This window comes from Microbacterium commune (genome assembly GCF_014836945.1).
GTDB classification, from domain to species: domain Bacteria; phylum Actinomycetota; class Actinomycetes; order Actinomycetales; family Microbacteriaceae; genus Microbacterium; species Microbacterium commune.
In genome coordinates this window covers 675042-701753 of sequence record NZ_JACSPX010000001.1, presented here as the reverse complement: position 1 = coordinate 701753, position 26712 = coordinate 675042, and the positions used below count along the sequence as shown (strand labels likewise).

Sequence of the window (26712 nt, the reverse complement as noted above, 5' to 3'; positions counted from 1 at the left end):
TCGCGGTATGGATGTTGCTCCCCAGCGACATCCGTGAGTCATGATCACCCCGAGATCAGGGGCGCGGAGGCGAGCGTGAACCAGAAGTCGTCATCGATCGACTGCCTCTGCCCTATTGGCGCGGCAGGGGAGGGGAACGCGCACGTGAGCCGCGCGACGATCGTGCGCGTGTGCGAACGCAGAGGCGTTGAATGATGCGGCCGCGAAGCCGGCGATACGCGTGTTCATGATCTCCCCAGATCAATTCCCCAGTGATAGCGGATCCCCATCCGCGTGCGGGTCCCATCCCGCTCCTTGGAGTCTACTGAGAGTTACTCGAGTAACGCAATCGGTTTCTCTTGATTGACGGCGGGCCGCGAGAAAAGCGTCGGTACGACAGAGGATCCCACTGCTCGGTGCGGGGTGCCAGCGTTGCCAGGGGCCGCGTCAGCGCGCCTCAGCCTTCACTTTGCCGCGCCGCTTGGGCTTGGCCTGCTTGGCGCTCAGCTCGGGCGCGGCCTGCTCGGCGACGTGCTTCGAGCCGTAGGTGTAGGCGCCGTAGCCGTAGCTGTCAGGGCCCTTGGTGGGCAGCATGGTGACGACGGTGCCGAGCAGGTTCACGCCGGCGGTGGCCAGGCTGCGTACGGCCCCGGTGAGCTCCTGCTTCTTCGTCTTGCCGGATGCGGCGACGAGGATCACGCCTCGCGTCTTCTTGCCGAGCACGGCGGCGTCGGTCACGAGCAGCAGGGGAGGGGCGTCGATGAGCACGTAGTCGAAGTACTCGCCCAGCGGGCCGAGCACCTGGGTCATCGCCGCCGAGCCGAGCAGCTCGCTCGGGTTTGGGGGCACGCGGCCACTGGTGAGTACGAACAGCTCGTTCTGGCCCCACTTCTGCAGTGCGTCGGCGACATCGACGCGGCCGATCAGCACGTCGGTCAGACCGACCCCGCCCTCAAGACCCATGTAGTCGGCCACGCGCGGCAGACGCAGGTCACCGTCGATCAGCGCGACGCGGGCGCCCGTCTCGGCCAACGCGATCGCGAGGTTCGCCGTGGTGGTCGACTTGCCCTCACCGGGGCCGGCGCTGGAGACGACGAACGTGCGCGCACCGCCCTCGACATCGAGGAACTGCAGGTTGGTGCGCAGGGTGCGAAACGACTCCGCGCGCGGGCTGCGCGGGTCGGCGTGCACGATCAGCGGTCGCTTCTGGGCCTCGGGGTCGAACGCGATGCCACCGAGCATCGGTCGGTCGGTGATGTCTTCGAGGTCGTGCAGGGTGTGGATGCGGGTGTCGAGCACCGTGCGCAGCATCGCGAGGCCAACACCCAGAGCCAGACCGAGCAGCCCGCCGAGCAGGATGAGCATGCGCACGTTCGGCGCGCTCGGGGCGGTGGGGGCGACGGCCGGTTCGGTGACGGTGACGGTGACGGGGCTGCTGGCGCCTTCGGCTGCCGGCTGCTCGAGGGTGCTCTGCACCACGCCGGCGAAGCTCTCGGCGACGGCGTTGGTGATCACAGCCGCCTGCTTCGGGTCGCCGTCGGTCACCGAGATGTCGATCAGCACCGTGTTCAGAGGGGTGGTCGCCGTCACCCGCGAGGCGAGCCCGGCCACGGTCGTGTCGAGCCCCAGCTCGTCGATGACGGGGTCGAGCACGAGGGCGGTGTTCACCACGTCGACGTAGCTGGTGACCATCTGTCGGGCGAAGGTGGTGCCCTGCACGAGGTCTCCGGTGGCCGCTCCCTCGGTGCGCACCGACACGTACAGCTGAGTCGATGCCACATACTTCGGGGCCTGCAGCGCCGCGTACCCGGCGCCCCCGGCGAGCCCGAGCACGAGCAGGATCAGTATCATGATCCAGTTCTTGTGCAGGATGCGTACGTAGTCGCGAAGCTCCACGCGGGTCTTCTCCTCAGTTCAGGCAACTTTTCGATTCTCACACACGCGGCGTCTCACCGCGGGTCAGGCCTTGGCCAGTGCGCCGTAGCCGTACGTGCCGTAAGCGGTCGTGTCGGCGCCGCGGATGGGCAGCATCGTCACGACCGTGCCGAGCACTCTGCCCTCGGCGGCCTCGATGCGTGCGGCGGCGGCTGTCAGATTGTCGGTGGTGGTAGCCTCGGCGGCGGCCACGAGCAGCACCCCGGTGGCGAGACGCGAGAGCACCGCGGCGTCTGTCACCGGCAGCACCGGCGGCGCGTCGATGATCACCACATCGAACGCGGCCTTCAGATCGTCGATGAGGGTGGTCATCGCATCCGATCCCAGCAGCTCCGCCGGATTCGGCGGCACGGTTCCTGACGGCAGCACGAAGAACGTGCCGCGCCCCCAGCGCTGCATGACATCGCTGACGGCCACGCGGCCGATGAGCACGTCGGTGAGTCCGATCGCCCCTTCGATGCCGAACAGCCCCGCGACCCGCGGCTTTCGCAGATCGGCGTCGAGCAGCGCCACGCGGTACCCCGATTCGCCGAGAGCGAGCGCGAGGTTCGCTGCCGTCGTCGACTTGCCCTCGCTCGGCCCCGCACTGGTGACGACGAAGACAGCGGTCTGGTGCGGGGGGAAGAGAAAGCGCACGTTAGTGCGAAGACTGCGAAACGCCTCGGCGCGCGGATCGAGCGGCGCGTTGGCGACGATCAGCGGGCGGGCGGATGCCTTCGGGTCGAACGCGACACCGCCGAGCACCGGGGCGGTGACCGCCTTCTCGACGTCGGCAAGAGTGCGGATGCGACGGTCGAGCACCTCACGCAGCAGCGCAACGCCGATTCCGGCGGCGAGGCCGACCACCGCGCCCAGCGCGACGGAGAGCGGCAGGTTGGGTGCGGCCGGCTGCGTCGGCACGGTGGCGGGCTGCACCGGCACGATGCGGATCTGGTACGCGGTCGCCTGCTCGCGGCGCTCGAGCTGATCGGTGATCACCGTGGTGAAGCTGTCGCCGATGGCGTTCGCGATGCGAGCGGCCTGACCGGGGTTGGCATCGCTGACGGTCGCGGTGATGATGACACCGGGAGTGGCGACGCTCGTGCTCACCTTGCCGGCCAGCTGGGCGACCGAGAGGTCGAGTCCGAGGTCGTCGATGACCGGCTGCAGCACGACTGAGCTGGTGAGCACGCTGCGGTAGCTCTCGATGACCTGCTGGGCGTAACTGCCGCCCTGCGTCAGCTCGATGGCGGTGGAGTCCCCACCGGCATCGACGCTCACCATGAGCTGCGTCGATGCCTCATACCTCTGCGGCGTCACGAGCCCGACGATCGCGCCGCTGCAGAGGCCGATGACGGTGGCCGCGACCACGACGACGAGGTGTCGTCGAAGCACGCGGATGAAGTCGCGCAGATCCATGTGGCTCCCGTGGCATGACGCGGGGGACGTCCCCCCGGGTATCCTCTGAGGGTATCGGCTGCGGCCGGAGACGACGGCTTCCGCTCGACAGGAACGGTGATGAGCACACTCGACGACCTCTTTCCCGATGGCAGACGGCAGAGCGGTGCTGACGTTTCTGCCGACGAGCAGCAGACCGTGCGCCGGCTCGACCAGCTTCTCGGTGATCGGCGCGCCGACATCGACCGCACCCACCGTGCATCGGCGCGCCCGGCGCTTGTCGCCATGGTCGACGGCGCGCTTTCCGACGCCAGACCGCTCGGCACGGTGCCGGCCACATCGCACCCCGACAGCCGCCGACCGCGCCGACGATTCGACCTGCTCAACCTCTCTGTCGCCGCTCTTGCCGTTGTCGCACTGGCGGCGGCGGGCTTGATCGGCGGGGTGCAGGCCGCGACGGCGAGCCCGGCGACCGATGCGCTGCGCGTGCTGGCCGCTGACGAGAAGACGATCGAGAGCGCCACAGCGGGGCTGGAATCGGCGCGAGGGCGTCTGATCGAGTCTGTCGCGGAAGCGGATGCTGCCGCGGCAGCGCTGCGCCCTGCCCTCGAATCGACGAGATCAGCCCCCGACCCGGCCGACATCCCGCCGGGCGAGACCGAGGCGCCCGCTGATGCGGGCACCATTCCGATCGCGGATCCGAAGGCGCTCGACACCGTGCTCGCGGCACTCGACGCGTATCGCACCGATCTCTCGGCGTTCGGCGTGCCGCATCTGCCTGAGCCGTATGCACGAGGTGCTGTCGACAGCGACTCGCTGACCGAGGTCGGGGCGGCGATTGATCACGCTCAGCTGCAGCTCGGCGAGATCGACCGGGTGAGCGCCCAGATCCGCGTCGCGCGTACCTCGCTGGACGATCGAAACGCGGCATTCGCCGCGCAGTTGGTGACTTTCGCCAAGACATTCCCCGATCTTGCCAGTGCAGCCGTCGACGACAACGGCAACGCTGACGAGGACTTGCGAGACGCCGTTGTCACCGCGGCCGACGCATTGACAAAGACAGATCTCCAGACCGCTGCGGGAGTCGCATCTCTCACGGCGTACCGCGACGCCGTGGTCGCGTTGGTTGCGGATCAGGTGTATGCCGATCGCCTGCGCGAGGAGCGGGAGCGTGAAGAAGCAGAGCGCGAGCGTGAGCGTCAGCGTCAGTGGCGGCCCAACCCGGCTCCCGAACCTACGCCTGACGCCACGCCTGCGCCCGATCCTGAGCAGACGGAACGTCCCGCCGAATCGGACGGTTCTGGCGACGTCGCAGTCGACTGAGCTTGCTCGCCTGTCCAGAGCCGGGTGCGCTGTGTGCGAACATTGACTCTGAGTTGTCGACTGAGGGGTCGCACTCAGCAGGGCGAAAGCTCGAGATTCGACGCGCCCGAAAGCGCAAGGCTGAACGAATGGCACGGGGGAGCAGGAATGGGCGTAGGCGCGCCAGCGTGGGAGACACGATACGGGCGGAAGCTCGTCGTCACCGATATCGCGATCGTCGTAGGTTCCGTCTACGGAGCTCAGGTGCTACGTTTCGGGCCCTCACCCGACGATCTCAGCCAGCCCGTCTCGTCTGCCTCTGTCGATATCTCGTACAGCGTGGTCTCCATCCTTCTCGCAGTCGGATGGCTCGTTATGCTCGCGCTTGGCGAGACGCGCAAGCCGCAGAACTTTGGAGCGGGCTCGTCGGAATACCGCCGCGTTGTCTCGGCCACGCTGATGACCTTTGGGCTGTTTGCCGTGCTCGCGTTCGCGTCGCGCGTCGACATCGGTCGCGGTTATCTGCTCATCGCCCTCCCGATCGGATTGGTCGCACTCTTGACGGGGCGATTCTTGTGGCGGCGTCGCTTGCATTCCCGACGACGACAGGGAAAGAACGTCTATCGAACGATGTTGGTCGGGGAAGCCGCAAAGGTCAGCCATTTCTATAGGCAGATGCGAGCCGATATCAATGCTGGTTTCAAGGTGGTCGTGGCCGCCACTAACGATCACAGGCGCGTGTCCAAATTGCTTGGTGACGTGACCACGAGGACGTACGACGACTTGCTTGAGGCGGTCGAAGAGTTTGACGTAGACACAGTGATCATCACCGGATCGGACGATCTGCCTCCCGATCGCCTGCAGACGATCGGATGGGAACTCGATGCACGAAGTGTGGACCTGGTCGTTGCGGCCGCTCTCACCGATATAGCCGGCCCTCGAATTCATATGCGGCAGGCGGTCGGATTCCCGCTCATTTATGTTGACTACCCGAAGCTGACTGGGTTCAGGCGTCTTCTCAAGCGACTCTTTGACATCTTTGCGTCGATCATCTTGATCTTTATGCTGTCTCCGCTGATGGTAATTGTCGCACTCTCCGTAAAGCTGAGTAGTTCGGGAAGGATCTTCTATTCCCAAGAGAGAATCGGTGTCAACGGGCGGCCTTTTCCGATGTTTAAGTTCCGTTCGATGATACAAGACGCGGACGATCAGCTCGCGTCGTTATTGGACGCACAAGGCACCTCGGACCAACCCCTGCATAAGATCCAGAACGATCCGCGAATCACGCCACTCGGTCGGTTTCTGCGCCGATACTCTCTAGATGAGTTGCCGCAGTTGTTTAACGTGCTGCTAGGTACCATGAGTCTAGTCGGCCCTCGACCCCAGCGAGCGGCCGAAGTAGCTCTGTATGACAAGCACCACCACAGGCGTTTGCTGGTGAAGCCAGGGATAACCGGCCTGTGGCAGGTTAGCGGGCGCAGCTCGCTCGATTGGGACGACGCCATCCGGCTTGATCTCTACTACGTCGAGAACTGGTCGCTCGTCGGCGATTTGATAATTCTTTGGAAGACCGTCCGCGCTGTGATTCAGGCTGATGGTGCTCATTAATTGCTCTGAGAGGAAAAACATGGATCAAGACGCTAAGAAGGTCGTTGTCATCGGCCAGGGGTACGTAGGCCTGCCGGTGGCAATGCGAGCTGTCGACGTCGGGTACAACGTCGTCGGTATCGACCTTGACTCGCGAAGAGTAAACGCGCTCCAACGAGGGGAATCGTTTGTTGACGACGTCCCGGGGGAAACCTTGCAGGCAGCCCTGAACACTGGGCGTTATGTCGCCTCGACGGACTACGCGCCAAGTGAAGGCTTCGACATCGCGGTTATCACCGTTCCGACTCCTCTTACGGACTCACTGCCGGACCTGAGTTTTATCGAAGCATCTGGAGCCTCGCTCGCCCCACACCTGCGTCCAGGCGCGACCGTCATTCTCGAGTCAACCACGTACCCAGGCACCACGGAAGAGTTGCTGGTTCCGATCTTGGAGCAAGGATCGGGACTCAAGGCGAGAAAAGATTTTCACGTCGGGTACAGTCCGGAGCGAATTGATCCCGGTAATCCTACGTGGGGATTTGTGAACACTCCAAAGGTTGTATCCGGCCTAACGCCGCAGTGTCTTACCAAGGTGGAAGCGTTCTACAATTCACTAGTCGATACCACGGTACGAGTGTCAAGTACGCGGGAGGCTGAGTTGGCCAAGCTACTCGAGAACACCTTCCGCCATGTGAATATCGCGCTTGTGAATGAGCTGGCCATGTTCGCTCGTGAATTGAACGTGGACGTTTGGGAAGCGATTGATGCCGCCGCAACAAAGCCGTTTGGCTTTATGAAGTTCACTCCAGGTCCCGGCGTGGGCGGCCATTGTTTACCGGTTGACCCGAGCTATCTTTCGTGGCAAGTCCGTAAGTCGCTCGGCCGGAGTTTTCGGTTCGTAGAGTTGGCCAATGACGTAAATGACCACATGCCTGACTACGTGGCGGAGCGCGCTCTAAGACTCCTCAACGATCAGGGCAAGGCGGTGCGGGGTGCAAGAATTGTGATCCTTGGTGTCGCATATAAGCGCGACAGCGGTGATGTCAGGGAGTCGCCTTCACTGAAGATAATGGAGCTTCTGAAGAGTTTTGGAGCCGACATAGTTGCGACGGATCCGCATGTGATCGACCACCGTTGGCCATCCTCCGTGACGCGCGACGAGCTGACCGCTGACCTCCTGAGAGAAGCAGACCTCGTTATTCTGGTGACCGATCATTCCGCGTTCGATTTGAGTCTTCTTGACGGAATCGACTCGCCAATCTTGGATACGCGAAACGTCCTCCTCGGCGAGCGAGTGACTCGGCTCTAACTCGAGCAAAGGTGAGGGTATCCATAGGATGCCCTCACCTTTGACGAAATCATATGTCGAGCCACGCTGTAGCGAACGCATTATCCCCCGCGGTTGGAGTCGACTATTCGACCTTGACGCCAATTAGCCTGCAATATAGTTCCTTCCACTCGCGCGCTACGCGCTGATCCGAGTGCTTCTCGACCGCGTGCTCCCTGGTTTTCTCTTGAAGCTCATCCCTGTCCATCAGTAGCGCCCTGCTGATCGTGCCCGCAAGGTCGGTAGCATTAGGTAAACAAGCAAATTCCTTCAGGGTAGCCGGAAGATTCTCAGGCAGTCCTCCGACCTTTGTGACTACGACCGGCGTGCCACACGCGAGCGCCTCAAGGGGAGCAATCCCCGACGCTTCAGCCTGGCCGCGCGCCGGCACGGACGGGCATACGAGCAACCGAGCTGACTGGAGATGCCTTCGGACTTTCGAGGCCGGGAGGCTCCCTAAGAATGTTGCGTTGACCCCGAGTTCTGTGGCGCGTGTCTTGAGCGTGCTCATTTCGGGGCCGTCGCCGATGAGAACAATGGGCTCCGCCAAGCCGGTCAACTGTGCAAGCGCTTCCAAGAATAGCGCACCACCCTTCTCCGGCGACAGGCGTCCGACGTAATATATGCCTCGTCTTGGCTGAGACGCAGGCCTGAAGTATTCGGTGTCAATGCCGTGCCGGATTAGATGTATACGTTGGGATTGCACGCCCAATGACTCGACGCGGGCTGCCATGAAACTGCTGTTCACCACGACCGCCGTTGCGGAAGACAGAGCGGCACGTCGCTCGACGTGCTTAGCTGCGTCCTTTACTCTTCCTAGACGACCGGGTGTACGAGGCAGGAATGCATCGTACCCATGCACCGAGACGACTAGAGGAACACCTAGGCGTCTCGCTGCACCAACAGCTGGTGCTGACCATGTAGCCCAATGCTGATGTACGAGCGCGGGACGTCGGGCGACGAGGTCACGATAGAGTTGTACCGCGCTTCGCCGTGAGGATGGCTGAAGCTCGAATCCTCCAAAATCAGCGCGATCTACGTCGAGGATCTGGGCATGGAACGAGAAGTTGAACGAATCTCGTAGGTGACGCGGCGCGCTGAGCACGAAGTAGCTCGGGGGTAGGGCCATCCTCCCAGATACGATAGTGATGTTCGGCCCGGATCCACGGGTCGAGATGGGAATCATATGCCTTCCGTTCTGTTAATTGCGCGTCACTATTATCCCAGTCCCGGAGCAGCTACGAACCGTCTGAGTGCGATGGTTCGGGTCTTTCGCGAGCGCGGATGGGACGTGACAGTCGTGACGCGGCAGGTGGCCACGCATGCATCTGCTGCGCCGGAGTCCGGGCCACATGGCGAGAGCATCCTCCGCGTGAGGGGCGACTCGTCTACCGGTGTGGGTTTGAGGCGGGCATCGGAACTGATCCTATTCCCCTTACGTGCCTTGATTCGCGCCAAGCGTCTGAATACAGAATTCCGCCTCATCATTGCTGATCCGCCGCCAACGGTGGGTCTCGCTGCTCTTCTCCTGCGGTCGCGGGGAAGGCGACTCGTCTATTACTTCGCCGACTCGTGGCGGGAATTGCTGGCCGCTTCCGGTGGTCGGCTTGGTCGTTTGCTAGCTGGGCCAGTCGGCAAACTCGAGCGCGGCGTGCTTCGGCGGGCGGACGTCGTGATCGCTGTTACCCATGGTCGTGCCGCCCTTGCCGAGTCTGCCGGCGGGGCAGCGATACTCAGTCCCAACGGAGTTGATGGCGCAGTCTTTACCCACGACGCACCAGAGGTCGAGCCTTTCCGCCCCCCGACGGGGCTGCCGTACTTGTTGTACGCTGGCAACTTTGGTGAAGCCCACGGATCGCAAATTTTCGCACAAGCGGCCTCACGGACATGGGCCACGGACTCGCGGAACTTTGCATTGATCTTCATGGGGTATGGTTCTAACCAGGCGGCGCTGGAAGAGTACGCGCGAGAGTGGCCCGAAAACTTTTTCATTATTCCTCCCCAAACACCGGAAGTCGCCGCTTCAGCGTATAGGCAATCGTGCGGGGGACTCGCCTCAGTTAAACCGGACGACAATCTTGCCCATGCGGTATCGGTTAAAGCCCTCGCCGCAGTTATGGCTGGCGCTCCATTAATTTATGTCGGAGCAGGACCGTTCGTGAATGATGTAGTTTCCGGGAACATGGGGCTTGTGGCGTCCCATTCTGCAGAGGACGTCGCAAGTCACTTCCGCTCACTTATCCAGGAGCCCTGGTCAGATCGCGAACGCGCAAAACTCTCTTCAGCTGCGCGCCGCTTGTACGATAACCGCCAACTCGCGCACACGTTGGTCGACAATTTAATGAAGTTGGCAGAATGACTCGAACTGCCGTCATACTTCGGAGTGCGCAATTCATCTCGATTGCGTCGTATTACCTGGTGATTCCCTCTCTTGAGAGAGCGGGGTTGCAGGTGCCTGCTGGTCTCAAGCTCGTTCCGCTGTGCGCCATACTTGGCGCGACCGTCGCGCTCTTGTTTGCTGCGATCCAAGCCAAACTGCCAGTCGATCGACTACGTCTGCTTTTCCTAGTCTATCCAATCGCCTACTTCGCAATATCGGTCGTTAAGGTCGACTTCGATGCCATCTTCGTTTCAATTGTGGCTGTCGCTATCGTTCTTTCGATCTCATTCTCCCTTTCCGAAGAGACGCTCAGAATTTATCGGCGGGGAACCGCGGCGTTGATTGTCATTTCGGTTGGGCTCGCAGCGTTCGACGACCGATTCGCTATTGTCGATAGGGACTTTCTTCCAGTTATCGTGGACGGCAGGGCGTTTGGGCTGATGGGTCACCCGAACACTCTCGGCCTGCTATCCGGCCTTCTCCTTGTAGGGACGCTGAGCGCCACGAACAGGTCTGCGTATTTCGTGATCGCGGGTGTCGGGCTTCTTGCCGCGGCCAGTCAAACCTCCATTTTGGCCACGCTGCTTGCGGGCGCAGCTTACCTTGCCGTTCGAATACTGAATCGAATGGGTGCTGTCAGCGCCACCATTTTTGTATCCATGTCGCTTGCGGTGGGGGTGGCGGTGATGATGTTTACCGACGTCGCTGGAATACTCACCTCTGAATCCGATAACTTTGACGGAACCCTGACCGGGCGAACAGAAATCTGGGCGACTCTTTTGCGTCAGGATTACGGGCTTCTGGGGCTTAGTAGTGACGATTTCACCTATCTACTCGAAACCGAGTTTTCCCTCGGCAGTGCCCATAACCTGTACGTGGAAGCCCTTCTAAGGTCGGGCATCGTGGGCCTTGCTTTCGTTGGAGTTTTCCTGGTGCTGCTGGTGGTTTCGGCGCTTCGCACTCGGGCAGGCGCCCCAATTGCGATCTTCGTGTTTCTTGTCGTGTCGACCATCACGGAAGGAGTTCTTCTGTCGCTTCCATTGATTGCTTTCCTGGCGGCATTCACTTCCGCGCCTCGAACTACGGCGGCAGCGTCAACTGGTGGGGAGCGCCAAACGATGCGCGTCAGGTTTACGTGAGATTTCCGCTCGTCGACAGCTCTAGCGCAAGTACGAAAAAGTCTTTCCGAATTGTCCGAGGTATATGAATGAACTTTGCACGTGTTTATGCCGCAAGAACCAAAGGTGCGCGACGATTGCGCGGGCTTCTCTTTAAGGTGAGGGTGTGGTGGTGCGGCGGGCAAGCAGGTCGTCGCTTAGAGATCGAACGAGGCGTGCTTATTCGTTGGCGGCCGCACCGGAACATTCAGATCGCCGATGATGTATATCTGGGTCAGGGAGTAATTCTCGATGTGCCATATCCGGCGCGGCTAGTCGTGGGTGATCGCGCCAAAATTATGCACTATTCGCTGGTCGCCGCATCCAACGCGGTGATCATTGAGGCAGACGTGCAAATCGCTGAGTCTAGTTCAATTCGTGACTCAGACCACGATGTGAGTATCGATGCGGTTATGGCAACTGCTCCCTTGCGAGCCGATGCTGTGAGAATAGGACGGGGAGCCTGGGTGGCTCGAGGCGTTGCGGTGCTCCGTGGGTCACAAATTGGGGAGGGCGCCGTGATTGGAGCCAACGCTGTAGTGCGCGGGACGATCGAGCCAAATGCCATAGCCGTCGGTGCGCCCGCGAGAGTGGTGAAGTTCCGCGGTGAATAAGACCCACGGTCGTTCATACTCCGTGAAAAGGGCGGGGGCAGCTTACATGCTGCTTTCCTTGATGCGCCCAGCCGCTAACACGCTTGTGTTGCCGGTTCTGGTCGCTGCCATGAGTCCGAGCGATGTCGGCCGCTTCGTCCTTCTTGCGCCGCTGTGGTGGTTGTGCCAGTCATTGCTGTCTCTGGGCGCAAATGAATCCTTAGCGCGTCTTGTGGCTAAGGGTTGCACAGGTGTTGCGGGTGCATTGCTTCTTATTACAGCGACTATAGGGGTGTTTGGTGTTCTTCTCGCTGCAGCTTTAATGGCATTCTCTGGTGGAATTCTTGGGATACCCTGGTCCTTTGCCGTTCTCGGCGCTGTGTTGCTCGGCGTCTCGCAAGCGGTGATCGCCGTTTCGGTGGCCGTTCTGCGGGTCGACATGAGGGTACGCGCAGCATCTATCGCGTTGGCCGCATCCACCTTGGCGACCGTAGTGCCGGGCGTCTTTTCAGTCCTGCTGATCGAGCCCTCGGCTGACGCGTATTACATGGCGGCCGCTGTTGGCGGTCTCCTCGTCGCGGGTGTCGCGTCGGTTGCTACGATGCGCGGGCATCGTAGGGATTATCGAGACTCTTGGACCACCTTTCGGCGGGCTGTACGCCTCGGAATTCCGTTGATGCCGCAATTGATGGCGTCGCTTGTGATTGATCTGTTGGCGAGGCGAGTTGTTCTGGCATTCGGTGGGCTCGCGGCTGTTGGCGTTTTCGGTGTAGCGATAATGGTTGGCAGCCTGCTGTCCCTGATTGTAAAGTCAGTGGTCCAGGCCTGGGGCCCGGTGTTCTTCCGCAAAGATCAGGCCAGTGCCGTGTCACAAGCCCGTCTGGTCGCTACGGTAGGAGTGTCGGGCGTCTTGTTGGCTACAGCGGTCATTCCCATCGCTGGATTTGCGGCTTCTTCCGTAATCGACAACCTGGGTTATCGCGCTGACTCAATGATCATCGTCGCGACGTTGGCAGCATGCGCCGCTGCTCCCCACATTGTGGTTCTCGTCTTGACATACGCAAGTCTTCATTCTGAGCGAACGGGGCTGATCGCTTGGACGGCAATTGTTGGTCCTGCTAGTGGGTTACTATGCGGCGTGATATTGGCGCAGGTGCGTTGGGAGCTAATAGCGGTGGCCCTCCCACTCGGTCACCTGGCCAGTGGCCTGCTTATGTTGGTCTTCAGCCGGGACCTCCGTCAATGGGGGGTCCCCCCGCCCACGGTTTCATGGGCGATTTTGTCGGCTGCCGTTGGAGTCGTGTTTTCCGCGACCGGAGTCCTTGAGTCAGGCGGGGGATGGATTGCGCTTCTCTCCGCTTCAATTATTGGAGCGGCGGGGGTCGCTCCACTGGTTCTGCTCTGGGTCGCTCGGGTTCGGGGCGGTCGTTCATTGGTCGACGACAGTCGGGCCACAGTACGATCGCGTGAGTGAGTCTCCCCAGTGTTCGGTATTGGTGGCTCCCACAGCGATGGGCCACGCTCTGACTGTCGGCCCCTCTATGCTCGCTGATCCTTGGCCGCTCCTGGGCTGCGTCCAGCAGGGGTGTAGGAGCCCATTCGGCTTGCAGGAGCGTGTGGTCAGGACGGTCTTCGAGGTGCGCCCGGGTTACGACAGCGAGTATCAGGCGAGCAGCCTGATCGCGAAGCCGGTCTGTATCGCGCGACCCGTCCCCCAGCAGACGCTCGAAGTGCGCCGCGTCGTGCGGGGTCGTGATCACCAGGATGTCGTCGATGCCGGCGAGCATCAGCGTCGACAACGTTCGGCATCCGTCTGTCGTTCGCGCAGCAGTCCTCGCCCGACGGGCTGGCGCAGGCATTCACGATCGGCGCCGACTTCATCGGCGACGACAGCGTGGCGCTCGTTCTCGGTGACAACCTGCTCTACGGCCCGGGCCTGGGCACCCAGCTGAAGCGGTTCGCCGACATCGACGGCGGTGCCGTGTTCGCCTACTGGGTGGCCGAGCCGAGCGCGTACGGTGTGGTCGAGTTCGACGGCGAGGGGCAGGCGGTGTCGCTGGAAGAGAAGCCGGCGCAGCCGAAGAGCAACTTCGCGGTGCCCGGTCTGTACTTCTACGACAACGACGTGGTCGAGATCGCGCGCAACCTCGCGCCCAGCGCGCGCGGCGAGTACGAGATCACCGACGTGAACAGCGAGTACCTGCGTCGCGGCAAGCTGCAGGTCGAGGTGCTGCCGCGCGGCACCGCCTGGCTCGACACGGGAACGTTCGACCAGATGACGGATGCGGCGGAGTATGTGCGCACGATGGAGCGACGCACGGGCATGAAGATCGGCGCCCCGGAAGAGGTCGCGTGGCGGCAGGGCTTTCTCGACGACGACGAGCTGCGCAGCTGCGCGGAGAAGCTGGTGAAATCGGGGTACGGGTCGTACCTGCTGGAACTGCTCGAGAGGGGCGATCGATGAGGCTGCTGGTCACCGGAGGCGCCGGATTCATCGGCTCGAACTTCGTGCACCACGTCATCGAACACACCGATCACGACGTGACGGTGCTCGACAAGCTGACGTATGCCGGCAACCGGGCATCTCTTGACGGGCTGCCCCAAGAGCGAGTGCAGTTCGTTCAGGGCGACATCGCCGACCCCGGCGTCGTCGACGCGCTGGTGGCTGAGTCGGATGCCGTGGTGCACTACGCGGCCGAGTCGCACAACGACAACTCGCTGCACGACCCGCGGCCGTTTCTCGACACGAACATCATCGGCACGTACACGCTGCTGGAGGCAGTGCGAAAGCACGAGGTGCGCTTTCACCACATCTCCACCGACGAGGTCTACGGCGACCTCGAGCTCGACGATCCCGAGCGGTTCACCGAGACCACACCGTACAACCCGTCATCGCCCTACTCGTCGACCAAGGCCGGCTCCGACCTGCTCGTGCGCGCCTGGGTGCGCTCGTTCGGGGTGCAGGCGACGATCTCGAACTGCTCGAACAACTACGGCCCCTACCAGCACGTCGAGAAGTTCATCCCGCGCCAGATCACGAACGTGATCCGCGGCATCCGCCCGAAGCTGTACGGCGCCGGCCAGAACGTGCGCGACTGGATCCACGCCGACGACCACTCCTCGGCGGTGCTGACCATCCTCGAGAAGGGTCGCATCGGCGAGACCTACCTGATCGGCGCCGACGGCGAGAAGGACAACAAGACGGTCGTCGAGCTGATCCTCACCATGATGGGCCAGCCGGCCGACGCGTATGACCAAGTCACCGACCGGGCCGGTCACGATCTGCGCTACGCGATCGATTCGACGCGTCTGCGGGAGGAGCTGGATGCCGCAGTACGGCGACTTCGAGGCGGGCCTGGCCGCCACGATCGACTGGTACCGCGAGAACGAGTCGTGGTGGGCGCCGTCGAAGGACGCGGTGGAGGCGTTCTACGCAGGGAAGGGCCAGTGAGCATCGCGTTCGGCAAGACGCTGACGGTCACCGACACTCCGATCCCCGGGCTGGTCGTTCTCGACCTGCCAGTGCACGGCGACAGCCGCGGCTGGTTCAAAGAGAACTGGCAGCGCGAGAAGATGACCGCCGCGGGCCTGCCCGACTTCGGCCCCGTGCAGAACAACATCTCCTTCAACGACGCGGTCGGCACCACCCGCGGCATCCACGCCGAGCCGTGGGACAAGTACGTCTCGGTCGCCACCGGCCGCATCTTCGGCGCCTGGGTGGACCTGCGCGAAGGCCCCACCTTCGGCGCGGTGTTCACCATCGAGCTCGACCCCTCGAAGGCCATCTTCGTGCCCCGCGGCGTCGGCAACTCGTACCAGACCCTCGAACCCGACACCGCCTACGTGTACCTGGTCAACGACCACTGGTCACCCGACGCCGAGTACGCGTTCCTCAACCTGGCCGACGAGACGGCAGCCATCGACTGGCCGATCCGGCTCGCCGACGTCGAGATCTCCGACAAAGACAAGAACCACCCGCGGCTCGCCCAGGTCACCCCGATCCCGCCGAAGAAGATCCTCGTAACGGGGGCCGACGGGCAGCTCGGTCGGGCGCTGCGTCGACGGCTCGGCGAGCACCCGCACATCGAGTACGCCACCCGCGGCGCGCTCGACCTCACCTCCGCCGATCTGGACACCGCCCGGCGCTGGCGCGACTACGGCGCGATCGTCAACGCCGCCGCCTACACCGCCGTCGATGCGGCCGAGAGCCCGGACGGGCGTGCCGCGGCGTGGGCCGTGAACGCCACGGCCGTCGCGCGCCTCGCCGCAGTCGCCGCGGAGCACGGCATCACGCTCGTGCACATCTCGAGCGACTACGTCTTCGACGGCGAGTCCGACCGCCCCTACCTCGAAGACGACCCGCTGGCACCCTTGGGGGTGTACGGGCAGACGAAGGCCGCCGGCGATCTGGCCGCCGTCACCGCCCCGCGCCACTACGTGCTGCGCACCTCGTGGGTCATCGGAGAGGGCAAGAACTTCGTCAGCACGATGCGATCTCTGGCTGAGCGCGGGATCGATCCTTCCGTCGTCGACGACCAGATGGGCCGGCTCACCTTCACCGACGACCTCGCCGCCGCGGCCGTGCACCTTCTCGAGAGCCGCGCGGCGTATGGCGTCTACAACGTGACCGGCAGCGGAGAGCGCCGGTCGTGGGCCGACATCGCTCGCGAGGTCTTCCGCCTCACCGGCCACGACCCCGATCGGGTGACCGGGGTCAGCACCGAGCAGTACTTCGCGAACGCGACGGGCCCGGTCGCACCGCGACCCCGCAACAGCACCCTTGATCTCTCGAAGATCACCGCCACGGGTTTCTCTCCGCGGGATCACATGGAGTCGCTTGCGGAGTACCTGGCTGATTGATCAGCTTGCCCCGCGCTGCGAGGCAGCGGTCTCGTCGAACGTAGCAGCGCTCGGTCTGACTCGCGTCGGGCGCCGCCGATGACGCCACATCAACACGCGCGCGAGGAGGCATCCGATCGCGGTGCCGAGCGTGTTCGCGAGCACGTCGGACAGTGTCGGATAGCGACTGGGCAGCACGGTCTGCATCAGTTCGATCGTCGCACTCACCGAATAGCCGATCAGCAGCACGCCCCAGGTCTCCGCTCGCGAGAAGGCGATCACGAGGAGTAGGCCGAGCGGCACGAACAGTACGATGTTGGCGAGAAACTCGAAGACCGTCGCGCTCGTAGTGCGGTCGAGGCTGGTGAGCTCGCTCACCCACCGGGCGAACGCGAAGACGATGCCCGTTGCTTTCGAGGCTTCCGAAGCAGGGAGCCAGACGATCAGGCCGAGCGCGATGAGGTAGGGGATGAGGAGGATGCGGGCGGCCAGGGTCGTCCACATCCGGTGTGACCGGGGGCTCATCGGGGGCCTCGTTTCGACTCGCTGCGCTCGTTCAACGACCGGGAGGGAATCGCTCAACGACCGGGGGAGAGCGCCGCGCGGATCACGCGCGCGGCCTCACCCACCGCTGGCACGAGCTGCGATGCCGACAGGTCATACGTCTTCTGTGAGCGGCGGTAGGGATCGATCACGTCGTCGTTGTCGGGGTCGGCGGGCATCATGCCGCGCTGGCTGCCGATGAGACGAGCGAGCGCGTGCAGGCGGGCTCCGGCATCCGTGCCAGCCGGCACGACAGCCGCACGCACCTCGTCGTCGGTGAGCGTCGCGGCGAGGCGCGCGAACTCGCGCAGGGTGAAGGTGCGGTGCAGCAGTGCGGGCCTCATCTGCACTACGTGCGAGCGGTGCTCGCGCGCCATCGTCAGCACGAGGTCGGTCTCGGCCAGCAGCGGTCCGGTCAGCAGCCGCGCACGGTGGTCGCCCGAGGCCGCGGGATCCGCCCCGTGCCCGATCGCCAGCTGCAGCGCCTGCTCGGTCATGCCCTCGTCGACCAGCGCGTGTGTGCCGGCGCTGTGCACGCGCACGCCGAGGTCCGCCAGGGCGGAACGCAGCAGCACCTCGCCCATCGGCGAGCGGCAGATGTTGCCGGTGCACACGGTCATGATCGTGCCGCCGTCACCGCCGGGCGCGATCGGCGGAGTGGGGCGGGCGGCGGTCGCCGGGGGAACGGCCGCCGCGGGCGCGGGTGAGACGGTGCCGGGAACGTCGGTCTGGCCTCTCGTCAGAGCCTCGCGCAGGCGTCGGAGATCCGCGCGCCGCAGGCCAGGACGCTTGCTGCTCTCAGAGTCGGACACGGCATCGCCTCTTCGTGAACAGGCTTACGCCTGAGACGCGAACCCGTTCGGGTTCTTGACCTGCCACGCCCACGAATCTCGGCACGCGTCGGCCAGCGAGCGCGTGGTGCGCCAGTCGAGCCCCTCGTTCGCCTTCGCCGGGTCGGCGATGGTGGTGGCGAGGTCTCCGGCGCGGGGGGCGACGATCTCGTAAGGGATCTCACGCCCACTCGCCTCGGCGTACGCGCGTACGACCTCGAGCACGCTCGATCCCTCGCCAGAACCCAGGTTGTACGCCTCGACGCCGGGGGAGAGGTGCGCGAGCGCCGCGACGTGGCCCTCGGCGAGATCCATCACGTGAATGTAGTCGCGCACCCCGGTGCCGTCGACCGTCGGGTACTGGTCGCCGAACACGGCGAGCTTCTCGCGGCGGCCGACGGCCACCTGCGCGACGAACGGCATGAGATTGTTCGGGATGCCCGCGGGATCTTCCCCGATCTCACCCGACGGGTGCGCGCCGACCGGGTTGAAGTAGCGCAGCAGCACGGCCTCGAGCTTGGGCCAGGCGACCTGCACGTCGGCGATGATCTGCTCGATGAACGCCTTCGTGCGGCCATATGGGTTGGTGATGCCCACGCCGACCGGCTGGTTCTCGTCGAGGCGCTCGACACCGGCATCCGGAGTGCCGTAGACCGTCGCCGACGAGCTGAAGACGAGCTTGCGCACGTCCTTCTCGCGCATGATGTCGAGCAGGTTGAGCGTCGAGTTGAGGTTGGTACGGAAGTACCGCGACGGCTGCGCCACCGACTCGCCGACGGCCTTGAGGCCGGCGAAGTGGATGACGGCGTCGAAATCGACGTCGGTGAGCGCAGCATCCGCTGCCGCCCGATCGGCGAGGTCGGCCTCGATCACCTGCACGCTCTTGCCGGTCAGCTTCTCGACCCGCCGCAGCGACTCGGGACTGCTGTTCGAGAAGTCGTCGACGACGATGACGTCGTCGCCGCGCTCGAGCAGCACGAGAGCGACATGGGATCCGATGTAGCCGGCACCGCCGGTGAGGAGTACACGCACGACACCGATGCTACCGGGCCACCGCGCCGGTCACCCGAGCGGTCGCCCCACCGCGATCACTTGGCGGGATGCTCGGCGACGTACTGCGGCACCGTGTCGTTCTTCAGTGCCTGCGACAGGGCGGCCAGGCCGTCGAAGTCGGGGCGCACGATCGACTGGTCGCCGACCATGTCGGTGCCGAGGGTCGGCGAGGTGAGGAAGAGGATCTCGCTCTTGTCGACATCGCGCAGGCTGAAACCGAGGGATGCCACAGAACCGGCATCCAGTCCCTGGTCGACCGCGAGGTACGGGGCGAGCGCGTCAACCGACGCCGAGATGCGGCTCGGGTCGGTCAGCGTCTCGCGGCTGACCAGCTTGTCGAGCATCCCCTTGATGAACGCCTGCTGGTTGCGCACACGCTGGTAGTCGCCGTCGGTGAACGGGTAGCGGGCGCGCACGTACGCGAGCGCCTGGTCGCCGCGCAACTCGATCGGGCCCTGGGCGAAGGAGTACTTGCCTTCCTTGAAGGCGACGGCGTTGTTCACCGTGACCCCGCCGAGGGCCTCGCTCAGGCCCTTGAATCCCTCGAAGTCAGTGATCGCCACATGGTCGATGCGCACGTCGGTGATCTCTTCCAGCGTCTGCACGAGCAGCGGAGTGCCGCCGAAGGCCAGCGCAGCATTCAGCTTGCCGTTGCCGTAGCCCGGGATCGGCACCCAGTTGTCGCGCATGAACGAGATCACCTGGACGCCCGAACGGTCGGCGGGGATGTGCACGAGCAGCATGGTGTCGGCGCGCTGCCCGCGGATGTCGCTCTGCGAGCCGCCCAGACCTGAACGCGAGTCCGAACCGAGCAGCAGGATGTTCATCGCCTCGGGGTTGCTCTGCGTCGGCCTGGCGGCTTCGGTGGGGAACACCTCTGCTGATGGCAGCGTGTCCGCTTTGCCGTATGACGACGCCAAGCTGCCGAGATAGACGGCTCCCGTCACCGCGATCGCAATGAGCACCGCGACGAGGCCGAAGACGATGCCCCAGACCCAGCGACGCTTGCGGCGGGAGGGGGTCTGAGTGATGGTGGCCCCATCGGGGTCAGAGATCTGCATGCAGTGATTATCCCGTCTCCCGCTGAAAGCGGCCTACGCGCGTCACCCTGTGGTCGTAGGCCCTCGGGAGTTGCGTACGGCCCTCCAGCCCCCAGCTGATCATCTGAGCCTTCGGGCGGCTCAGCCCCAGGATCATGCCCCGCCAGAGGGCCGTATCGCACGAGTCACGCTATCCGCCGCTCGGCTTCCGTGGGAGCCGCGGAACGAATGCTTGTGCTTTCTCGCGTAAACGTTGCGCTGATCTTGAGGTTCGGCGGCGGGGAGGTCGCATCGAGCGCATGCCGGCGCGCGGAAATTCGCGCCCTCCGGCCGATTACGATGAATCCGTGACCGCCATCGATCCGACGCTGCCGTTGTCTCCGTATCGCGAGATCGACCGTGCCGATTGGGCGCGCCTCGCAGCGGGGATCGATCAGCCCCTCACAGAGACCGAGGTGGTCGGCATCCGAGGCATCGGCGACCGGCTCGACATCACCGAGGTGCGCGAGGTCTACCTGCCGCTGAGCCGGCTGCTCAGCCTCTACGCCAGCTCGACCCGGCAGCTCGGCGCGGCCACGAGCGAGTTCCTCCAAGAGAGCGACACGACGACGCCGTTCGTCGTCGGGGTGGCCGGATCCGTCGCCGTGGGCAAGTCGACGATCGCGCGCCTGCTGCGCGAGTTGATGAGTCGCTGGCCGGGAACCCCCCGCGTCGAGCTGGTGACGACCGACGGCTTCCTCTACCCGAACGCCGAGCTCGAGCGGCGCGGGCTGATGGATCGCAAAGGCTTTCCCGAGTCGTACGACCGGCGAGCACTCCTCTCCTTCCTCACCGAGGTGAAGAGCGGCGCGGCCGAGGTGCGCGCACCGTTCTACTCGCACATGCGCTACGACATCGTGCCCGACGCGCATGTCGTCGTACGCCGCCCCGACGTGGTGATCGTCGAGGGGCTCAACGTGCTGCAGCCGCCGCCCGCCCCGAACGACGTCGCGGTGAGCGACCTGTTCGACTTCTCGATCTTCGTCGACGCCGATATCGCGCACATCGAGCGCTGGTACATCGACCGGTTCCTCGCGCTGCGGCAGAGCGCGTTCAGCAACCCGTCGTCGTACTTCAACGTGTTCGCGCATCTCAGCGATGACGAAGCCGTCACGACCGCGCTCGGGTTCTGGAACGAGATCAACATGCCCAACCTCGTCGAGAACGTGATGCCCACCAAGCACCGCGCCACGCTGGTGCTGCGCAAGGGCGCCGAGCACGCCGTCGAGAGCGTGCAGCTGCGCAAGGTGTGAGCAGGGCCCCACCCAGGGGTGAAATCGGGGGTGAAATCCGGGGAAGTCCCCGGGCCGCGCCGTGCGTCGCAGCCACTCTGGCAGAGACCCGGCGACGCGGACACGCCGTCAACACGACGGCGCGCCCATCGGCCATGCTGCCCGCATCGCCTGGTCATCCGCGTGCGTGAACGCCGCGGGTTCCGCACCAGGGGAGGCAATCTTGATATTCCGTGCTGGGCAGGCGCACCACCTGTCCGATTCGACTCGACCACGACCCGAGCGCCGCTGGCGCCGAGGGCTGAACCGGCTCGTCGCGGGCGCGGCGAGCACCGCCGTCGTCGCGTCATCGCTCGTCATCGGCAGCATCGCCGCCGCACCGCCCGCTGCTGCGGCCGAGCCGTTCCGCTGCGAAGCGGGCTCTGTGTACGTGCAGAGCAGCAGCGAGGTTCGCGAGTTCAAGGTCAACACGCAGGGCACCGGCGGCACGCTCGACACGAGCGGCGCCGGCCTGGGCACGGGTCACCAGAACAACGGACTCGGCATCTCGTCGAACGGACGCTACGCCTACACGGTCACGAACACCGACACGGCGAAGTTCGTGTCGAAGCACGATCGCGTCGACAACAGCACGGTCACCTCTGCGCAGATCCCTGCCAGCGCCGGGCTCGACAGGTCTATCCTGCGCGGGGCCGTGCACCCCGTCACGGGGGTCTACTACTTCGCCAGCGGCACCAGCAGCAACGCCATCAAGCTCTACGCCTGGAACGAGAAGGCGAGCACGCCGACCGCCGTGCAGGTCGGCACGCTCAAGCCCGCTGCCGGCAGCACCGCGTTCGGAAGCAATGGCGACATGGCCTTCAGCGCCTCCGGGCAGCTGCTGATCGTCGCCGACAAGGTCATCTACTCCGCAGACCTGCCGAACGTCGACCCGATCGTGCAGAGCACCGCCGACATCGCGGCCAAGCAGGTCTTCATGATGGACGGCGCCGTCGAAGGCAACGGCATCGCGTTCGGCAACTACGGCCGCATCTTCGTGTCGGCCGGCAACCCTGGCCGGATCATCGAGGTCGACCTCGCCAGAGGAGAGATGGTCAGCACGACGCCGATCGACTTCTCGCCGACCGACATGTCGAGCTGCACCTTCCCGAACACGATCACCCTGAAGAAGGACCTTCCCGCCGGCCGCCAGGCATCCACCGACCAGTTCGGTCTGCGCGTCGACGCGCCCGCGGGGTACAAGACCGCTCGCACCGAGGCGACCACCCGCGGCGACGCCCCCGGGCTGCAGCCGGACTACGTCGGTCCGGTGTTCGTCAACCAGGGCGACACCTTCACGCTCAGCGAATCCGCCTCGGGCACCACGCAGCTCGACCGCTACGCGTCGTCGCTCGCGTGCGAAGAGCTCACCCCCACCGGCACGAAGCCCGTCACCGTCACCGGCAGCACCGTCGTGCAGCCGCGGGGTGAGCTGGGCACGTCGATCGAGTGCGCATTCACGAACGCCAAGCTCACACCCGCTCTGGCGCTGCGCAAGACGTCGGACCCGGCATCCGGCACGGCCGTCACCGCCGGCCAGAAGATCACCTACACCGTCGAGGCGCAGAACACCGGCAACACCGTGCTCAGCCCCGTGACCGTGACCGACGACCTGTCGGCCGTGCTCACGCACGCCACGTACTCCGACGACGTGCAGACGCGCATCGACGGCACCGACGTCAGCTCCGGCGCCGCGGCCGTCGACGGCACGACGCTGGCATGGACCGGATCGCTGCAGCCCGGCCAGGTCGTCACCCTCACCTACTCCGTCATCGTGAACGACGACGTCGCCGGTGAGACGATCGCCAACCGCGTCACCGCATCCGGAACGCCCCCGGGCTCGTTCGAGCCCGTCGTTCCACCCGCAGTGACCACCCAGCACCCCGTCGCCGGCTTCGTGATCACGAAGACCGCGAACCCGGCATCCGGCACCGTCGTACAGCCGGGCGACACGATCAGCTACACCGTCACCGGCACCAACACCGGCGCGACCACCCTCGACCCGGCCCGCATCAGCGACGACCTCAGCAGGGTGCTCTCGGGCGCGGAGTACAACGACGACATCGTCACCACGATCGACGACGCACCCGTCACCACGGGCGCCGCGACGATCGTCGACGACGAACTGGCCTGGACCGGCGCGCTCGCCGCCGGCGCCTCCGTCACGATCACCTACTCGGTGACCGTCGCGCAGAACGCCTCCGGTGAGGTCATCGCCAACACGGCATCCGGAGACGCGACCCCGGTCACGCCCGACCCCGCCGACCCGAACGGACCGCAGATCCCGGGCACGCCCATCATCCCGCCCGCGGTCACGACCGAGCACCCGGTGCTCGGCTCCGGCTTCACGATCAGCAAGTCCGCCGACCCCGCATCCGGAACCGCGGTCGAGGCCGGCGCCACCATCACGTACACCGTCACCGGCACCAACACCGGCGACACCGAGCTGCGTCCCGCCGAGATCGTCGACGACCTGTCGGCCGTGCTCGACGACGCGCGCTACAACGACGACGTCACCGCAAGCCGCGGCACCGCCGAAGTGAAGAACAGCACGCTGAGCTGGACGGGAACCCTCCCGAAGGGGGCATCCGTCACCATCCGCTACAGCGTCACCGTGAAGGCGGGCGTCACCAGCGCGCTGCTGGAGAACACCGCTGACGGCTCGGCCACCCCGCAGATCCCCGTCGACCCATCCGACCCGCAGAGCCCGACCACCCCGGGCACCGAGATCACGCCGCCGCCGGCATCGACCACGCACCCCGTCGTCGACACCGGCCTCACCGTGAGCAAGACCGCCGACCCGGTCTCGGGTACCGCGGTGCGCGCGGGCGACTCGATCACCTACACGGTCGTCGGCACGAACACCGGCAACACGGTGCTCGACCCCGCCACCCTCTCCGACGACCTGTCGGCGGTGCTCGGATCCGCGCAGCTGACCGGCGAGATCGCCGCCTCCACGGGCACGGCCACGCTGGACGGCCAGACTCTCACCTGGACGGGTTCGCTCGCACCCGGCGCGGCGGTCACACTCACCTACGCGGTGACGGTGAACGACGACGCCACCGGTGTGCTGCTGCGCAACACGGTCGCGGGCCAGGGCACGCCCCTGATCCCGGCCGACCCGACCGACCCCGAGAGCCCGACCACCCCTGGCACCCCGGTGACCCCGCCGACGGCGAGCACCGAGCACCCCGTCGTGAACCCTGGGTTCACCGTCACGAAGTCGGCGAACCCGGCATCCGGCACGCGTGTCGACCCGGGCAGCGTGATCGAGTACACCGTGACCGGCACCAACACCGGTGACACCGTGCTCGAACCCGCGACGATCACCGACAATCTCGCCGACGCGCTCGCGTACGCCGCGTACAACGGCGATGTCGAGGCGACCACCGGAACCGCGAAGGTGACCGGCAGCACGCTGACCTGGACCGGCTCGCTGAAGCCCGGCGACGACGTCATCATCACCTACTCGGTGACGGTCGACGGCGGCGCCGGCGGAGAGACGATCCGCAACTCGGTGACCGGATCTGCGACCCCGCAGCTGCCGGACGACCCGAGCGACCCCGACAGCCCCACCACGCCCGGCACCCCCGTGACGCCGCCGACGGTGACCACCGAGCACCCGGTGAACACTCCGGGATTCACGTTCGCGAAGACCGTCGACCCGGCAGCGGGCACGGCCGTCGACCCGGGCCAGGTGCTGACGTACACCCTCACCGGCGTCAACACCGGCCAGACGGCGCTGCCGCTGGTCGAGATCGCCGACGACCTGTCGGGCGTGCTGTCGCACGCGTCGCTGACCGGTGACGCGGTGGCGACGATCGACGGCACGACCACCACGGCTCCCGCTGTCGCAGACGGCGTGCTGACGTGGCAGGGCGCGCTCGCGGTCGGTCAGACGGTCGTCGTCACCTACGCGGTGACGGTCGGCCCGGATGCCGGCGGCGAGGTGCTGAGCAACTCCGCCACCGGCACCGCCACGCCGCCCGGAGGTGAGAAGATCACGCCGCCGCCCGGCACCACCACCAACCCGGTGAACCTGCCCGGATTCTCGGTCTCGAAGAGCGCCGACCCGGCCAGCGGCACCGTCGACCCGGGCGACACCGTCACCTACACAGTGACCGGTGTGAACACGGGCGAGACGGCCCTCGAGCCGGTCGCCCTCGTCGATGACCTGTCGGGCGTGCTCTCGGGCGCCTCGTATAACGACGACGCGGCCGCGACGATCGACGGGGCAGCTGCTGCCGCTCCCGCCGTCGTCGACGGCGAGCTGACGTGGCGCGGTGCGCTCGCGGTCGGCCAGACGGTCACGATCACCTACTCGGTGACCGTGAACCCGGATGCCGGCGGCGCGCAGCTGAAAAACTCGGTCACCGGCTCCGCCACACCTCCGGGTGGGGTGCCGCCGATCGAGACGCCTCCGGCGATCACCGAGCACGGTGTCACCGAGCCCGGATTCTCGGTCACGAAGACCGCGGACCCGGCATCCGGCACCCGCGTCGACCCGGGCAGCGTCATCACCTACACGGTGACGGGCGTGAACACCGGTGAGACCGCGCTCGAGCCGGTCACACTCACCGATGACCTCTCAGCCGTGCTCGCCCACGCCGTCTATAACGACGACGCGATCGCGCGCATCGGCGAGACGGATGCTGCGGCTCCGGTCCTCGTCGGGGGCGAGCTGTCGTGGCAGGGCGCCCTGGCCATCGGCGAGCGCGTCACGATCACCTACTCGGTGACCGTGAACGGCGACGCCGGCGGTGGGACGCTGACGAACACCGTCGAGGGAGTCGCGGTGCCTCCGGGGGGCGCCGAGCTGACGCCGCCGCCGGCGGCCACCGAGCATCCCGTCGGAAAGCCGGGCTTCTCGTTCGCGAAGACGTCGAACCCGGCATCCGGCTCGGCGATCGCCACGGGCAGCACGGTGACGTACACGCTCACCGGTGCCAACACCGGGGAGACGGGTCTCGACCGGGTCGTCATCACCGACGATCTGCGCGCCGTGCTCTCGCACGCGACGCTCACCGGCGCTGCGGTCGCGAAGATCGACGGCCGTGAGGTCGCTGCGCCGACGATCGACGGCACGACGCTGTCGTGGAGCGGCGCGCTGGGTCTCGACGAGACGGTTACCATCACCTACGCGGTGACGGTGGACGACTCAGCCGCAGGGCAGACGCTGACGAACGTGGCCACCGCGGTGGCGACGCCTCCCGGCGGTGTGGTGCTCGACCCGGTGACCGACAGCACCGAGCACAAGGTGCTCACACCGCTCGCCATCACCGGTGGCCAGCTGGCGCTGTGGGTCCTCGCGCTCGGCACCCTGCTGTCGCTCGGTGGCGCCTCGCTGATGCTGGTGCGTCGACGCCGAAGCGCCTGATAGGCGGCTGACGAGGCCCCGGAATGCTGCACGGCAGTCCGGGGCCTTCGTCGTACCTGCGGGGTGCTGGGTCTCGGCTGTGG

General features: G+C 65.3%; 17 protein-coding genes and 3 pseudogenes. 12 read left to right on the top strand and 8 right to left on the bottom strand.

What is annotated here, in order from left to right:
• Positions 1-426: 426 nt before the first annotated feature.
• Positions 427-1875, bottom strand: a complete 1449-nt coding sequence (locus H9633_RS13215; protein WP_191712073.1) for a polysaccharide biosynthesis tyrosine autokinase — start codon at positions 1873-1875, stop codon at positions 427-429.
• Positions 1876-1938: 63 nt separating this feature from the next.
• On the bottom strand, positions 1939-3312 hold the full coding sequence (locus H9633_RS03235; RefSeq protein ID WP_191712072.1) for a polysaccharide biosynthesis tyrosine autokinase: 1374 nt from the start codon (positions 3310-3312) through the stop codon (positions 1939-1941).
• 99 nt (positions 3313-3411) lie between these two features.
• On the opposite strand from H9633_RS03235, the gene H9633_RS03230 reads away from it, so the two are divergent.
• From H9633_RS03230 to H9633_RS03220, 3 genes are all read left to right on the top strand, one after another.
• Positions 3412-4614 (top strand): hypothetical protein, encoded by a 1203-nt coding sequence (locus H9633_RS03230; protein ID WP_191712071.1) that lies wholly within the window; start codon positions 3412-3414, stop codon positions 4612-4614.
• Positions 4615-4761: 147 nt separating this feature from the next.
• The gene (locus tag H9633_RS03225; protein ID WP_191712070.1) at positions 4762-6201 is read left to right on the top strand and encodes a sugar transferase; all 1440 of its coding nucleotides are present in this window, start codon (positions 4762-4764) and stop codon (positions 6199-6201) included.
• A 19-nt stretch (positions 6202-6220) separates the two neighbouring features.
• Positions 6221-7489, top strand: coding sequence for a nucleotide sugar dehydrogenase (locus H9633_RS03220; RefSeq protein WP_191712069.1), 1269 nt, complete (start codon positions 6221-6223; stop codon positions 7487-7489).
• Between the two features lie 103 nt (positions 7490-7592).
• On the opposite strand, the gene H9633_RS13280 is transcribed toward H9633_RS03220, so the two are convergent.
• Positions 7593-8636: a glycosyltransferase family 4 protein gene (locus H9633_RS13280; protein ID WP_191712068.1), complete on the bottom strand. Its 1044-nt coding sequence runs from the start codon at positions 8634-8636 to the stop codon at positions 7593-7595.
• A 57-nt stretch (positions 8637-8693) separates the two neighbouring features.
• Between H9633_RS13280 and H9633_RS03210 the strand changes: the two genes are divergently transcribed.
• The 4 genes from H9633_RS03210 to H9633_RS03195 all read left to right on the top strand — a co-directional run bounded on the left by H9633_RS03210 (position 8694) and on the right by H9633_RS03195 (position 13111).
• Positions 8694-9866 (top strand): glycosyltransferase, encoded by a 1173-nt coding sequence (locus tag H9633_RS03210; RefSeq protein WP_191712067.1) that lies wholly within the window; start codon positions 8694-8696, stop codon positions 9864-9866.
• Between the two features lie 59 nt (positions 9867-9925).
• On the top strand, positions 9926-11026 hold the full coding sequence (locus H9633_RS13210) for an O-antigen ligase family protein (protein ID WP_318247179.1): 1101 nt from the start codon (positions 9926-9928) through the stop codon (positions 11024-11026).
• Between the two features lie 68 nt (positions 11027-11094).
• Positions 11095-11658, top strand: a complete 564-nt coding sequence (locus H9633_RS13275) for an acyltransferase (protein WP_191712065.1) — start codon at positions 11095-11097, stop codon at positions 11656-11658.
• A complete protein-coding gene (locus H9633_RS03195) occupies positions 11651-13111 on the top strand; it encodes a lipopolysaccharide biosynthesis protein (RefSeq protein ID WP_225211364.1) in 1461 nt (486 codons plus the stop codon). The genes H9633_RS13275 and H9633_RS03195 overlap by 8 nt, the downstream gene beginning before the upstream one ends.
• A gap of 226 nt (positions 13112-13337) precedes the next feature.
• Here H9633_RS03195 and H9633_RS12940 read toward each other — a convergent pair.
• Positions 13338-13436, bottom strand: a pseudogene (locus H9633_RS12940) (glucose-1-phosphate thymidylyltransferase); the annotation flags it as partial.
• A 2-nt stretch (positions 13437-13438) separates the two neighbouring features.
• On the opposite strand from H9633_RS12940, the pseudogene H9633_RS03190 reads away from it, so the two are divergent.
• The 3 genes and pseudogenes from H9633_RS03190 to rfbD all read left to right on the top strand — a co-directional run.
• Positions 13439-14101: pseudogene (locus H9633_RS03190) on the top strand (sugar nucleotidyltransferase); the annotation flags it as partial.
• Positions 14098-15088: pseudogene (rfbB, locus tag H9633_RS03185) on the top strand (dTDP-glucose 4,6-dehydratase). The pseudogenes H9633_RS03190 and rfbB, both read left to right, overlap by 4 nt.
• The gene (gene rfbD / locus H9633_RS03180) at positions 15085-16497 is read left to right on the top strand and encodes a dTDP-4-dehydrorhamnose reductase (RefSeq protein WP_191712063.1); all 1413 of its coding nucleotides are present in this window, start codon (positions 15085-15087) and stop codon (positions 16495-16497) included. Before rfbB ends, rfbD begins: the two are co-directional and overlap by 4 nt.
• Here the strand turns inward: rfbD and H9633_RS03175 are convergent, their stop codons facing one another.
• From H9633_RS03175 to H9633_RS03160, 4 genes are read right to left on the bottom strand one after another with little or no spacing between them, the layout of a single operon-like run.
• Positions 16498-17001, bottom strand: a complete 504-nt coding sequence (locus H9633_RS03175) for a VanZ family protein (protein WP_191712062.1) — start codon at positions 16999-17001, stop codon at positions 16498-16500. It abuts the gene before it with no gap.
• 53 nt (positions 17002-17054) lie between these two features.
• Positions 17055-17831 (bottom strand): arsenate reductase/protein-tyrosine-phosphatase family protein, encoded by a 777-nt coding sequence (locus tag H9633_RS03170; RefSeq protein WP_191712061.1) that lies wholly within the window; start codon positions 17829-17831, stop codon positions 17055-17057.
• A gap of 24 nt (positions 17832-17855) precedes the next feature.
• On the bottom strand, positions 17856-18881 hold the full coding sequence (gene galE, locus H9633_RS03165) for a UDP-glucose 4-epimerase GalE (RefSeq protein ID WP_191712060.1): 1026 nt from the start codon (positions 18879-18881) through the stop codon (positions 17856-17858).
• A 56-nt stretch (positions 18882-18937) separates the two neighbouring features.
• Entirely contained in the window at positions 18938-19963 is a 1026-nt protein-coding gene (locus H9633_RS03160) for an LCP family protein (RefSeq protein ID WP_191712059.1), read from the bottom strand.
• 278 nt (positions 19964-20241) lie between these two features.
• Here H9633_RS03160 and coaA point away from each other — a divergent pair, with 278 nt between their 5' ends.
• Both coaA and H9633_RS03150 read left to right on the top strand, forming a co-directional pair.
• Positions 20242-21234, top strand: coding sequence for a type I pantothenate kinase (coaA, locus tag H9633_RS03155; protein WP_191712058.1), 993 nt, complete (start codon positions 20242-20244; stop codon positions 21232-21234).
• Between the two features lie 202 nt (positions 21235-21436).
• The gene (locus H9633_RS03150; RefSeq protein ID WP_225211037.1) at positions 21437-26629 is read left to right on the top strand and encodes an isopeptide-forming domain-containing fimbrial protein; all 5193 of its coding nucleotides are present in this window, start codon (positions 21437-21439) and stop codon (positions 26627-26629) included.
• The last annotated feature ends 83 nt before the right edge of the window (positions 26630-26712 follow it).